At 59.6% G+C, this 13064-nt stretch carries 13 protein-coding genes and 1 tRNA gene; 9 read left to right on the top strand and 5 right to left on the bottom strand.

Features of this window, described 5'->3' with window-relative positions:
- Positions 1-14: 14 nt before the first annotated feature.
- From AC1ENN_RS00160 to AC1ENN_RS00145, 4 genes are all read right to left on the bottom strand, one after another.
- On the bottom strand, positions 15-1073 hold the full coding sequence (locus AC1ENN_RS00160; protein ID WP_480406332.1) for a type III polyketide synthase: 1059 nt from the start codon (positions 1071-1073) through the stop codon (positions 15-17).
- 29 nt (positions 1074-1102) lie between these two features.
- Positions 1103-2473 carry a type II toxin-antitoxin system HipA family toxin gene (locus AC1ENN_RS00155; protein WP_480406331.1) on the bottom strand — a complete coding sequence of 457 codons (1371 nt, stop codon included), beginning with the start codon at positions 2471-2473 and terminating at the stop codon, positions 1103-1105.
- The gene (locus AC1ENN_RS00150; RefSeq protein WP_449647893.1) at positions 2473-2796 is read right to left on the bottom strand and encodes a helix-turn-helix domain-containing protein; all 324 of its coding nucleotides are present in this window, start codon (positions 2794-2796) and stop codon (positions 2473-2475) included. The genes AC1ENN_RS00155 and AC1ENN_RS00150 overlap by 1 nt, the downstream gene beginning before the upstream one ends.
- A 77-nt stretch (positions 2797-2873) precedes the next feature.
- Positions 2874-3371 carry a DoxX family protein gene (locus tag AC1ENN_RS00145; RefSeq protein WP_480406330.1) on the bottom strand — a complete coding sequence of 166 codons (498 nt, stop codon included), beginning with the start codon at positions 3369-3371 and terminating at the stop codon, positions 2874-2876.
- Positions 3372-3467: 96 nt separating this feature from the next.
- Between AC1ENN_RS00145 and AC1ENN_RS00140 the strand changes: the two genes are divergently transcribed.
- Positions 3468-3902 (top strand): DUF2834 domain-containing protein, encoded by a 435-nt coding sequence (locus AC1ENN_RS00140; RefSeq protein WP_480391513.1) that lies wholly within the window; start codon positions 3468-3470, stop codon positions 3900-3902.
- 59 nt (positions 3903-3961) lie between these two features.
- Positions 3962-4813: a pyridoxal kinase PdxY gene (gene pdxY, locus AC1ENN_RS00135; RefSeq protein WP_480406329.1), complete on the top strand. Its 852-nt coding sequence runs from the start codon at positions 3962-3964 to the stop codon at positions 4811-4813.
- A 77-nt stretch (positions 4814-4890) separates the two neighbouring features.
- On the opposite strand, the gene AC1ENN_RS00130 is transcribed toward pdxY, so the two are convergent.
- Positions 4891-4974: transfer RNA gene (locus AC1ENN_RS00130), tRNA-Leu, on the bottom strand.
- Between the two features lie 209 nt (positions 4975-5183).
- On the opposite strand from AC1ENN_RS00130, the gene AC1ENN_RS00125 reads away from it, so the two are divergent.
- The 7 genes from AC1ENN_RS00125 (at position 5184) to AC1ENN_RS00095 (ending at position 13016) form a co-directional block, all read left to right on the top strand.
- Positions 5184-5900 carry a M23 family metallopeptidase gene (locus AC1ENN_RS00125; RefSeq protein WP_480406328.1) on the top strand — a complete coding sequence of 239 codons (717 nt, stop codon included), beginning with the start codon at positions 5184-5186 and terminating at the stop codon, positions 5898-5900.
- Positions 5901-5979: 79 nt separating this feature from the next.
- Positions 5980-6696 (top strand): FhaA domain-containing protein, encoded by a 717-nt coding sequence (locus AC1ENN_RS00120; protein ID WP_449647887.1) that lies wholly within the window; start codon positions 5980-5982, stop codon positions 6694-6696.
- The gene (locus AC1ENN_RS00115) at positions 6693-7223 is read left to right on the top strand and encodes an FHA domain-containing protein FhaB/FipA (protein ID WP_449647886.1); all 531 of its coding nucleotides are present in this window, start codon (positions 6693-6695) and stop codon (positions 7221-7223) included. The genes AC1ENN_RS00120 and AC1ENN_RS00115 overlap by 4 nt, the downstream gene beginning before the upstream one ends.
- Positions 7224-7227: 4 nt before the next feature.
- On the top strand, positions 7228-8472 hold the full coding sequence (locus AC1ENN_RS00110; protein WP_480406327.1) for a Stp1/IreP family PP2C-type Ser/Thr phosphatase: 1245 nt from the start codon (positions 7228-7230) through the stop codon (positions 8470-8472).
- The gene (locus tag AC1ENN_RS00105; protein WP_449647884.1) at positions 8456-9901 is read left to right on the top strand and encodes an FtsW/RodA/SpoVE family cell cycle protein; all 1446 of its coding nucleotides are present in this window, start codon (positions 8456-8458) and stop codon (positions 9899-9901) included. The genes AC1ENN_RS00110 and AC1ENN_RS00105 overlap by 17 nt, the downstream gene beginning before the upstream one ends.
- Positions 9898-11352, top strand: a complete 1455-nt coding sequence (locus AC1ENN_RS00100; protein ID WP_480406326.1) for a peptidoglycan D,D-transpeptidase FtsI family protein — start codon at positions 9898-9900, stop codon at positions 11350-11352. Before AC1ENN_RS00105 ends, AC1ENN_RS00100 begins: the two co-directional genes overlap by 4 nt.
- Complete coding sequence (locus tag AC1ENN_RS00095; RefSeq protein ID WP_480406325.1) at positions 11349-13016, top strand: protein kinase domain-containing protein; 1668 nt, start codon at positions 11349-11351, stop codon at positions 13014-13016. The genes AC1ENN_RS00100 and AC1ENN_RS00095 overlap by 4 nt, the downstream gene beginning before the upstream one ends.
- The last annotated feature ends 48 nt before the right edge of the window (positions 13017-13064 follow it).

Below are 13064 nucleotides of genomic sequence, written 5' to 3'. Positions count from 1 at the left end.
GGCGGCGGCGCGCATCACGACCACTCCAGGAGAACGAATTCGGCGCTCACGCCTGGGCCGAGAGCGAAAGCGAGAGCGTGACTACCGGGGGCTGGCGCTGGGTCGGCGTGCAGAGCATCCGCCAGCACATGCAGCACGGCAGCCGATGACAGGTTGCCGACGCGTGAAAGACAATCCCAACTGCTTTGCAGGTCGCTGCGCTTAAGCCCGAGCGAACTCTCGAACGCTTCAAGAACGCGAGGGCCGCCCGGATGCGCAAGCCAGGTACCGATATCTGCAATCGTCAGACCGTTGCGGCCTAGAAAATCGCTGACCTCGGCGGGGAAGCTGTTCTGAATGACGTCGGCGACTCCGGCGGTGAGCACGATCTCGAAGCCGGTTCCGCCAACGTTCCAGCCGATCACATCGTGGCTGTCGGCGATGAACGTACTGCGGGTGTCGACAATGCGCGGCCCAGACTCGCTGCGATTCTCCCCCACCATCACGACGGCCGCAGCCCCGTCACCGAAGAGACCGGTGGCCACAAAGTTGCCCATGGTTTGGTCGTCGCGCTGCAGGGTGAGCGAGCACAGTTCGACGCTCAACAAAACGCCGACCTCATCCGGATGCCCTACCAAATAGTCATGCACGCGGGCCAAGCCCGCGGCTCCCGCCACACAGCCCAACCCAAAAGAGGGAACACGTTTCACGTCGGGCCGTAGCCCCAGACGTGGAACCAGCAGCGCGTCGACCGAGGGTGCCGAAACTCCCGTGACGGAGGTGAAGAAAACGAAGTCCACATCGCGCGGGGTGAGCCCAGCATCCGTGAGGGCCGTTGTCAGCGCGCGGTCGAGGAGGTCAGTGGCGACGCGAATGAACTCGTTGTTGCTTTCACGAAAGCTGCCGAGGTCGCGATAGCGCTCGAGCGGGAGGGCTGTGTGTCGACGCTGGATTCCGCTGGCCCCGTGCATCCGCTCAATGACGGCCTGATGCGAGGGAGTGGCCGATAATAGCGGCCCCAGCTCGGCCGTGATTTCGGCTTGGGAGTAGCTGTATTCCGGCACCACAGGAGCGACTGCCGCAACTCTGCTCATTCAGCGACTCCGATCATGAAGTGAAGCTATCACGCGTCGAGATCATTGGCGTCGGTGTCAATTTTCGTTCGAGTCCACTGCCCTGAATTGCCGGGGATGCCAAGCTCTCCCCGTCGTTTCGGTGTAGAAACCTTAGCTTTCGAAGACTTTGTTGGGGCAGGCGGGTTCGCGGTCATTTCTAAAGCCCGGTCACGGTTGGGCCCGTCTATCGCACGTCGTGAGGCCTCTGCAGCGTCGAGTGAGATTCCGTAGCCCCGGGCTATCTGAATCCAGTCGCTCGTGCGTTCCGCAACATCTCGCACAATCGCTGATGCCTCGTCGCGACTGAGCCGAAATGCGTCGTGGGCGTCACGCAATTCGCGGATATCTCGGCCATACCGTTCGCCGCCCTCAACGAGGGGCGTTGCTTCGACCTGCTCGGGGCGGCGGTTCGGTTCGAGGTCGAATACTGGCGACAACTTCCAGCCCGCGTAGTCGCGGAGAAACCCGTGGTTGCGAAAATGATCGTCAACGTTGCCGATGAGCAGACTGAGCGCAATCCGACGGAATAGCTCCGCTTGGTCGTCCCGTGGCGCGGGACTGTATTGGGCAAGCGTGTCAGAAATGTCACTGTAGGACAGCGTCTGATTGTCACCTTTAGTTGTCAACGAATGTGCACTGATGTAGCCAATTCGTTGACCGTTGTCGCGATCAAACCGGCGACTGAGCAGTATCGACTGCGACTCCGAGAGCCGCACAAGATCGAACTCTGGGGTGTCGATACCGGCAGCTTTGGCAAGAGCAAGTGCCGTAGCTTCCCACGCCATCGGATCGTAAAACTCGGTTTCGCGAGCGAACTTCGCCATCCACAATTCGCCGCCATTCCTGACAGTTGCTTTGGGGCGCGCGCCCCCGGCGCTGGTGCCGGCTTCGACAAGGATCTGAAGTTCGGCGTCCGTTTCTTTGCCTTCTTCAAAGGCACGGGCGGCAGCAACAATCCTGTCGAGGTCGTGGACTTCGGCAACAGGATGATTGCGAACTCCCCAATATGTGCCGTGCCCATCACGCAATCGGAGTGCCCCCTGCCGGGTAGCGTCGTTGACGTGCGTGAGAAAGTCGAAGGTCGTGCGGGCCGACGTTCCCGCACGGATGATTCGTTTGCCCCAATCGTCTGGCATGGAGTCACCAAGTGCACAGAGAGTTTCACGGCCAGACCACGTTCGAATAGGTCCCCCCGTGCGCGGCATGTCTGGGGAGAGCTCGTACCCACGCGGATCGGTAAGGTAGCCGTCGACGTACCGAAAAACGAGCGAGGTAGCAGCAGAGCCCATTGCTGATTCGCTGGCGACAGTGCCCGCGAGAACTTCGTCGCCGTCGGGGAGAACAACGTGAACCTCAGCTGCGGTGAGCTGGTCAGTCATTACTCCTCCTCGGTTCGCTTGGATGAGCGGGGAATCCGCACGCGTTCTACGCTTGCGCGCGCAAGGTTGCGGGAGCCGAAGTCGCTGGCAATCGGGTCAGAGGCATCAACAACTGCAGCAAGGATGCCGACAGCCCGCATGACTGCGAGCAAATTCTCGGATGATGTAGAGCGGCCCGTTTCGATCGCGCGGAGCGTGTCGCGGGATACACCAGCACGTTCCGCTGTGATGTGCGCCGTGAGACCCGAAATTTTGCGCCACGACCTAATATTGCGGCCGAGACGTTCCATCTCCCGCACAAGAGTCGCGCTCTGTGACGCCATATCATCTCCCAATTAGTGCCGTAATATTCAGTCACTATAGCTTTTTATGACCATATTTTCCGGCACTATGGTTTTATTCACGGGCGCCCGAACGCATCCCCGCGGCGGCGGCGGGCACGCCACGCGCGCCACGCTCCTGTCGACCAGAGGGCCCAGAGAACAAGCACGGGCTGGAACGGCATCCGGATCCACCGTTTGAGATCAGTGTCAAGGCCGAGCGAGTCGACCTGGTTCACCAGCTGGGAGATGTTGCCGGGATAAATCGCGATGAAGAATGCAGCCGCAACCCAGCCCACGTGCGGCCGGTACTTCTTGGCGAAGATGAGCGCGCTACCGAGGGCGATCTCGACGACACCGGATGCGACGACCACGAAGTCTTGGTCGAACGGCTGCCAGTCCGGCACTTGCGCCTGAAAGTCTTGACGCGCAAAGGTGAGGTGACTGATGCCGGCGAAGACGAGAGATGCACCGAGCGCGATGCGGCCGACCCTGCGGCCGATGCGGCTCGCGCGGGACGGCTCTTCGATCGCATTCGTGGATGTCGCGGGGTCAGTGCGCTCTGGTGTCTGCTCCATCTCCTCATTCTGGTGGTGTGTGCTGCGCATCTGCCGAGTGCGGCCTGATCGGCACGCCGCGAGTGCAGCGCGGATGCTCGGGGCCACACTGGTCGCATGACTGAAGACTCTGCGTCATCCTCTGCCTCCGAACACGCCGCGCCTTCGCCTGATCTTGGCGTGACGTCGCCGTCAACAGCCCGCGAGCGCCCGACGCTTCTCCGCCACTGGAACGCGAAGGCGATCACCTTCGCCGTGCTCTCCATCGTCGGCTTAGTCGGCACCTGGATCTTCAATGCCTTAGCGATCGTGCAAATGCGCGATTACCTCGGCGATTGGTTCGGTAGCGGCCCCGCCGTGAACTCGCTCGGCGTCGACCTTCTTGTTGTGGCCGTCGCGGGCAGCATCCTCATCATCATCGAAGCCCGCAGACTCGGGATGAAGCGGGCTTGGCTCTACATCGTGCTCTCAGGCATCACTGCCTTTGCGTTCACCTTCCCCCTGTTCCTCGCAATGCGCGAGCGCAAGCTAGTGGAGCTCGGGCGCCGCTGACGACCTAAGCGGCAGCACACTTACCAAAGCGACCTACAAGAAGGTGGCAGGATCGGGGGATGAAGATTCTCTCCATCCAGTCAGCAGTTGCATACGGCCACGTGGGCAATTCTGCCGCAGTATTTCCGCTGCAGCGTATCGGCGTTGAGGTGTTGCCCGTCTACACAGTCAACTTCTCTAACCACACCGGCTACGGCGCCTGGCGCGGACCGATGATCGCCCCGAGCGATGTGTCTGAGGTCATCGCGGGCATCGAGGATCGCGGCGTCTTCCCCCAGATCGACGTCATCCTTTCCGGCTACCAGGGCGGCGAGGGCATCGGCGATGTCATCATCGACACCGTTGCGCGAGTCAAGGCAGCCAACCCGAACGCGATTTACGCGTGCGACCCCGTGATGGGCAACGCGAAATCCGGATGCTTCGTTGCCCCGGCAATCCCGATCCTGTTGCGTGAGCGCGTGGTTCCTGTGGCCGACATCATCACGCCCAACCAGTTCGAGCTTGGCTTCCTCACCGACACTGAGCCAGACACCATCGAGTCGACTCTCGCGTCTGCAGATCTCGCCCGCGCCCTAGGCCCGAGCACGATTTTGGTCACCAGCGTGGAACGGCCCGACGCAGAGACCGACACCATCGAGATGATGGTCGTGACGGATGCCGGAGCCTGGATCGTGCAAACCCCACGACTGCCGATGAAGGCCAACGGTTCCGGAGATGTCACCGCCGCCCTCTTCACCGCCCACTTTGTGCGCACCGGCGATGCGGCGGATGCACTGGCTCGCACGGCATCCAGCGTCTTCGACCTTCTCACCAAGACGCTCGAGTCTGGCGAACGCGAACTGCAACTCGTGGAATCGCAAGAGTTCTACGCGAACCCGCAGATGCAGTTCACTGCGCGCCAAGTTCGCTAGTGATCGGCACCGACCAACAAGAAAAGGCCCACCAACCGGTGGGCCTTTTCTTGTACTTCTTGTGTGCGATTGCACTGTGCGCGAGGGGGGACTTGAACCCCCACGTCCTTTCGAACACACGGACCTGAACCGTGCGCGTCTACCAATTCCGCCACTCACGCGTGGATTGAGTTAACACTCAACTGAGTGAGATTATCACAGGGCCTGCCCCCTCAACGACTCGGACGAACACACCAATTCACTAACGATTCACAGTTTCGTCATATAGGGTCGATAGCTGCCCGTGTGTCCGAAACGCCGGGTTCAACCAGACATGATCCAAAACTGCCGAAATTGGCAGTGCACAGACCACACCCCTGGGGGTTACCGCGTGAAACGATTGCTGACACTCAGCGCAATCATGGCTGTCGTCGTGAGCGTGACTGTTCCAGCCGCAGCACACATGGAACCGGCTTCTCGCGACATTGTTTCCACTGCTTCCGCAGCTTCGGCATCCGCAGTTCTTCAACAGGCTTCAGCCGTTGCATCAGGTGAGGCCACCACCTCAATCCCTAGCCAGTCCTTCGCATCATCGGCAGATGCCGAGATCAGCCCAGCAACCCGCGACGCCATCAAGGTAAAGAAACTCGTTGTTGAGCCCGTCGCTCCCGTTTACACCCCCTCGGGCCCCTCTGGTTCCTTCGCAGGCTCCTACGGCGGCGCTTTCGCCGGCTTCCTCGCCGTCTGGCCTGCAAACGCCCCCGTCAATGACGGCTTCGGCTACCGCGGTGCCGGAGAATTCCACGGCGGAATCGACATCATGACCGGCAGCGGCATGACACTTGTTGCCGCATCACCCGGCGTAGTCACCCAAGTCACCTACGGCGGAGGCTGGGGCCAGTACATCAAAATCGATCACGGCAGCGGCGTTTCCACCCTCTACGCTCACATGATCGCTGGCTCGCAAATGGTTTCCCCCGGCCAAACAGTTGCCGCAGGAACCCCCATTGGTTTGAGCGGAAGCACCGGTTATGTCACCGTCGCCCACCTCCACTTTGAGACCTACGTCAACGGCACTCGCGTTGATCCGATGGGCCTCCTGCCCTAATTGCTCGGCGTCGGTAACGGGTTAGCCTCCCTTAACAGCTAACATCGACGTACTACAACGAGCTATCACGAGGAGAGCTTTGGGTCTTCTGGACAACTTTGAGCGAGGTCTCGAGCGTGCCGTTAACGGCGCATTCGCTAAGACCTTCAAAAGTGGTCTGCAACCCGTCGAAATAACAAGCGCATTGCGCCGTGAACTCGACACGCAGGCTGCTGTAGTCTCGCGCGACCGTATCCTCGTGCCCAACAACTTCACGGTGCGCCTCAGCCAAACGGACTACCAACGGATGTCCGGCCTCGGGTCAACACTCATCTCAGAGCTCACCGAACTAGTGCAACGCCACGCCACAGCCCAGCACTACTCCTTCTCTGGCGGAATCGGCATCACCCTCGTTCCCGACGAGGCCCTCAGCCAAGGAATGATCGAAGTCGATTCGGTCAGCGTCAAAGGCACCGTCGCGTGGACTCCCGTACTCGAAATCAACGGCACCCGGCATCCCCTCGTTCACTCCCGCACCATCATTGGTCGAGGCAGTGAAGCTGACATCACCGTCGACGACAACGGCATCTCTCGCAAACATGTCGAAATCTTGTGGGACGGTTCCAAGGCCGAAGTCAACGACCTCAACTCCACAAACGGCTCCAAATTGAACGGATCTCCCGTCTCTCGCGCACCACTCGCGCCAGAATCCGTGATTGATATCGGTCGAACCCGTATCGTGTTCCGTGTGCTTGCCCAATCCGCAGATGTCGACCAGCCCGCTGACCGCCGCAACGACCGGGGGTTCACCCTATGAGTGAACTCACCCTCCTGCTGCTGCGCGTCGCCTTCCTCGCCATCATGTGGGGCTTCATCTTTGCGATCGTCTACGCGCTGCGCTCCGATCTCTTTGGAGAAAAAGTCCGACGGATGCCCGTGCAGAACACCGCCACGCCGTCCGCACCCGCAGCACCAACCACTCCAGCCGCTTCGCCCGTTGCAGCACAACCCACGCGCCCAGTAGCGCCTGCTCCCGCTTCCGGAAACTCCCTTGATGCCACACGACTCGTCATCGTGTCTGGCTCAAAAGAGGGACTCGAGATTTCTTTGCCAGATGAACAGCTCACGATCGGTCGTTCGAGCGAATCTGGTTTGGTCATCCGTGACGATTACACGTCAACTCACCACGCTCGATTGTTGCGCTGGGCTGACAGCTGGGTTGTTCAAGACCTCGATTCCACAAACGGCACCTTCTTGGCCGGCCAGCGCGTGAGCGTTCCGACGCCGATCCCGTTGAATACGCCGATCAAGATCGGTACAACAAGCTTCGAACTGCGACGGTAACTGGATGGCCAATTCGGGCAACAGTGCTGCCGCATCCCATGTGGGTAGGGTCCGCGCAAATAACCAGGACTCGGCCTACGCCGGCAGCCACCTCTTTATTGTCGCGGACGGCATGGGCGGCCACGCTGGTGGCGATGTAGCATCAGCAATCACCATCAAACACCTCGTTGAAGCCGACCGCGTTTTCGAGACCGCAGAAGAAGCAGCAGAAATTCTGCACGAGACTCTGCTTGCTGCCAACAACATCCTGTCCGAGACCGTAATTGAGCACAACGAGCTCACCGGAATGGGCACCACCGTCAGCGGCATGGTTCGCGTTGGCAACAAAATGGCCATGGCCCACATTGGTGACTCCCGCATTTACTTGCTGCGTGACGGCACGATGACTCAAATCACCCACGATCACACCTTCGTTCAACGTTTGGTCGAGAGCGGGCGCATCACTCAAGAAGAGGCGGCCGTGCATCCGCGTCGCTCAGTGTTGATGCGGGTATTGGGTGATGTTGATGCGTCTCCCGAAATCGATACTGATGTTCTTGAGACGAAGCCTGGCGACCGGTGGTTGCTGTGCTCCGATGGCCTGAGCAGTTTTGTCACAGAAGACAAGATCGCCGCAACGCTGCGCCGAGTCACCGATGCGGATGCCGCAACCGAACGCCTCGTACAGGCAAGCCTCGACCAGGGTGCTCCAGACAACGTCACCGTGGTGCTCGTCGATATTGGTGATGACGATTCATCTGCCCACACCCCGCCGATTACGGTCGGCTCGGCTGCGTCTCCGCTGTCGTTCGAGCCCTCAAGCTCTAAGAAGCCAGTTCGCCTCCCCAATTTGCTTCTGCACCCCCTCAAAGCAACGCAGCCTGACGATAGCCACTTCGAGCCTGAATCTGACGAGTACTACCAGGCGATCATCCGTGAAGACCGTCGTCGAGTTCGCCGTCGTCGTATCTCCTGGATCGCGTTCATCACGATCACTATTGCGGTGATCACCGGGGGGCTCGTTGGTGGTTACCAGTACACCCAATTGCAGTTTTACGTGGGTGCTGACGATGGCCAGGTTGCGATCTATCAGGGCGTGCAGCAAGACATCGGCCCCATTTCGATGTCGCACGTCTACCAAATCACTGACATTCGAGTGGTCGACCTTCCCCTGTACCGCCGCGCCAGCGTTGAAAACACGATCAACGCCCACGACCTTGAAGATGCCCGCCGCATAGTGAGATTGTTGTCTGATGCCCGCATCCCCTAGCCAAGACGTTCGCGCCTCGGCATCGGCCGGCCCGCGAGCGATCACCGAAAACATCCGCCTCAGGCTGCGGGTGCCCGCTCGGCTGCGCAATCTTGAACTGCTGCTCGTAATTATTGCGGTGGCAATCAATCTTGGGTCGATCGCTCTTGTTCAGTTGGGGGCAATCGGCCATCTCGGTTTCACCGTGCTTGGGCTCTCGGGTCTGCTCGGCGTGCTGGTGTTCGCGATGCACATCACTTTGCGGGTCACTGCACGGGATGCCGATCCTCTGATTCTGCCGATCATCACTGTGCTCAATGGGCTCGGTATCGCCATGATCTACCGCCTCGATTTGGCGGATGAGCTCACGGGCTGGAGCAGCGGCGGCGTTCGCCAGATTGTCTGGACGGGCATCGCGATCATCATTGCGATGGCGGTTCTGCTCATCATCAAGAACCACCGGGTGCTGCAGCGTTACCGATACATTGCCATGTTCAGCGGTATCGCTCTGCTGCTCTTGCCGCTCGCTCCTGTCATTGGCGACACTCGTTTCGGTGCCCGCCTCTGGGTTCAGATTGGTGCGTTCTCCTTCCAACCGGGTGAGCTCGCCAAAATTGCTTTGGCGATCTTCTTCGCCGGTTATCTGGTTTCCGCGCGTGACTCACTTTCGATGGTCGGTCGCAAAGTGTTGGGTATGACGTTCCCGCGTGCCCGCGACCTTGGGCCCATCATCGTCGTCTTTGTGGCGTCGATGCTCGTCTTGATCTTCCAGCGCGACATGGGTACTGCCCTGCTGTATTTCGGCCTCTTCTTGGTAATGATCTATGTCGCGACCGGCCGTTCTAGCTGGATTCTGCTCGGAATGGCCATGTTCTTGGGCGGCGCATTCGTTGCCAGCCGCTTCCTCACCTACATCTCGGGTCGCATCGATGCGTGGCTCGATCCTTTCAACCCGGATGTCTACGATGCGACCGGTGGCAGTTACCAGCTAGTGCAGGGCTTGTTTGGCCTCGCAGACGGCGGGCTCATTGGCACCGGACTTGGACGCGGCAGCCCCCAGATCACTCCCCTCGCCGAGAGTGACTACATCATCTCGGCGCTCGGCGAAGAGTTGGGCCTTATCGGCATCTTCGCAATCTTGGCGCTGTACCTTCTGTTTGTGTCTCGTGGATTCCGGATCGGCTTTGCCGGTCAAGACGATTTCGGCCGCCTCCTCGGGGTCGGTCTCGCTTTCGTGATCGCGCTGCAAGTCTTTGTTGTCATTGGCGGGGTCACGCGCGTGATTCCTTTGACAGGACTTACGACACCCTTCCTCGCTGCTGGTGGTTCATCTCTGGTTGCCAACTGGATCATTGCCGCTCTCTTGCTGCGACTTTCTGACACGGTGCGCCACCAACCACAACTGGTTATTGAGCCATCCATCGAAAACCGATTGGTGGTGGGGCAGTGAACCGCGAACTCAAGCGTGTGAGCACTGTTGTGTTGCTCATGTTCGTGAGCTTGTTTATTTCAAGTTCCGTGATTCAGGTTGTCACTGCCGACAGCCTGCAGGCGGATGGTCGCAATGTGCGCACTCTGTATGCGAGCTACTCGGCCGAACGTGGTCCGATTCTCGTTGATGGTGAGCCGATCGCACTGTCCCAACCTGTCGACGACGAGTTCAAGTTCCTGCGGGTCTATCCGAAGGGCGAGCTCTACGCTCCCATCACCGGCTACCTCACGCTCAATCAGGGAAACACCGGACTTGAGAGTTCGCTCAATGACTACTTGAGTGGGTCATCCAACGATCAGTTCTTTGATCAGGTGAATGCAATTCTGACGGGTCAGAATCCGACGGGTGCTGCCGTCGAACTCACCATCGACCCTGTTGTTCAGCAGGCCGCTTGGGATGCTCTCGGCGACTACAAGGGCGCTGTTATCGCGATCAAACCCAAAACGGGGGAGATCTTGGCGATGGTGTCGAAGCCGACCTTCGACCCTAACGAGCTTGCCGTCCACAACACCTCAGCGGTGATTGACGCCTATGAGAGACTCCTCAACGACCCGGACGCCCCCTTCTTCAATCGCACCCTCGCCGGTCCGTTGGATCCACCCGGCTCCACCTTCAAACTTGTTGTCGCAGCGGCCGCCCTAGAGAGTGGCGACTATACGGGCGATAGCGACTTCCCGAATCCGGCAGAACTGCAACTGCCCGAGAGCACATTCAAGATCAGCAACGCAAACAGCGGAACTTGCGGCGCTGGCGCGACAGCAACGATCGCTACCGCGATCCGACTCTCCTGCAATATTCCCTTCGCTCAGCTGGGTGATGCCCTCGGCGCCACTGCCATTCGCGACCAAGCAAACAAGTTCGGGTTCAACGAAAGCGTTTCTGTTCCTCTGGATTCGACCGAAAGTGTTTACCCGCGAGCCCTCGACCGTCCGCAGACAATGCTTTCGGCATTCGGACAGTCAAGTGTTCGTGCATCCCCGCTGCAGATGGCAATGGTTTCGATGGCCATAGCCAACAGTGGAACGCTGATGCAACCCAATCTTGTTGAGAGCATCATGGCATCTGATCTCACAACTATTCAGTCCTTCGAGCCGACCCTTTTTGGTCAAGCAATCAGCCCGCAAACCGCTGCGGCCCTCACCCAAATGATGGTTGATGGAGTCAACAGCGGTGCCGCGAGCAGTGCCAGAATAGACGGGGTCGACGTCGCAGGTAAGACCGGTACAGCAGAAAACGGAGTCGGTGAGCCATACACGCTATGGTTCACAGGGTTCGCGCCGGCAAATGATCCAGAGGTTGTAGTGGCGGTAGTAGTTCAGGATGGTGGTGGACTGGGACAGTCCGGCACCTCAAGCGGTATTTCCGCACCAATTGGGCGTCAAGTACTAGAGGCGGTGCTAAACAGATGAGACCGACCAGTGGGCTCACTTTCGGGGGCAGATACCAGCTTTCCAGTCGCGTAGCGATCGGTGGCATGGGCGAGGTGTGGCAAGCAACAGACCTCGTGATTGGCCGAACCGTAGCCATCAAGATTCTTAAAGACGAATACCTGGGTGACCCCGGGTTCTTGGAACGCTTCCGCGCTGAGGCGCGCCACGCTGCCCTCGTCAACCATGAGGGCATCGCCAACGTCTTCGACTATGGCGAGGAAGAAGGCAGCGCCTACCTCGTGATGGAACTCGTTCCCGGTGAAGCGCTCAGTGCCATCATCGAACGTGAGCGCGTACTCGACCCTGACCGCGTGCTCGATATGGTCGCCCAGACGGCAGCCGCACTTCAGGCCGCCCACGCTGCTGGCCTCGTTCACCGCGACATTAAGCCGGGAAACCTTCTCATCACGCCAGAAGGCCGTGTGAAGATCACCGACTTCGGTATCGCCAGAATTGCTGACCAAGTGCCACTTACGGCAACGGGTCAAGTCATGGGAACAGTGCAATATCTGTCTCCCGAGCAGGCAAGTGGCCACCCCGCTTCGCCAACCACCGACATTTACTCCCTCGGCATCGTCGCCTACGAAGCCCTCGCAGGACGTCGCCCCTTTACGGGTGAATCCCAAGTCGCCATCGCGATGGCTCAGATCAATGAGACTCCGCCTGAGTTGCCGATGTCGGTTTCCGAACCCGTGCGCAACCTTGTGTACGCCTGCTTGGCTAAATCGCCCGGCGATCGTCCGGCATCTGCATCGCATCTTTCCCGTGCAGCACAGTCATTGCGCCGCGGAGATATTGCAGCAGCGGCAGCAGCAGTGCCCGGAATCCTGGGAGACAACTCTCACGCGGCCACCGTTGGACTGAACTACGGCAACGCCACGCAAGCAACCCGCGTACTCAATACGGCGGGAGCTACCGGAGTCACCACCACCGCGGTCGTTGACGAGCCCAAGAAACGCAACCCGTGGACCTGGCCCATCGTCGCGCTCATCTCTTTACTAGCCGTTGTGCTGATCGGCGCAATCATTGCCCTGCTGGCAAACCCTGAGGAACAAGCCCCGATCGAGACTTCCGGAACACCAACCTCGAGTTCGCCGACACCGTCGGCGACACCGACGGCAGAGAAGGTCGAGCTCACCGAAGCCGAACTTCTTGACCGCAAACAGGATGCCGTCGAGTCGATTCTCGCCGATAAGGGCCTCGTGCTCGCTGCCGAGACAGGAAGCGCGGCGCCGTCTGCTGAGAAGGTCGGCTTCTCCTACCGTGCCGCACCAACCGGAAACGTCAACAAGGGCGAAACCATCACGGTGTACTTCTACGACAAGGTCGCGGTCACGCCGACGCCGACCCAACCGTCGGCGAACACCCTCGACCCTCTCGGTCCCTACGCAGGGTCAGCAGAAGTGACCGTCAAATGGGCTGACTATCAAGGATGCCCAGCCGGGCATCCGCGTTCAGGGTTCAGTTTCCTCGTGCAGGGCGCCACCATCAACGATGGCAACGCGAGCCGCGGCCCGAACGAGACCCAATTCACGATCACCCTTCCCCCCAATTCGGGAGACACGGCCACTATCTCGTACACCGCTTTGTGCACAGATCTTGAGTCGCCGTCATCCGAGCCGGTCACCGTAACCATTCCGTGAGCCGCCGTCACGACAGGCAGCACATAGACTAGAGCGGTACTTTCTGCA

This window comes from Rhodoglobus sp. G.S.23 (genome assembly GCF_056675935.1).
The sequence above is the reverse complement of the archived record's forward strand: the minus strand, read 5'-3'. Positions and strand labels throughout refer to the sequence as shown.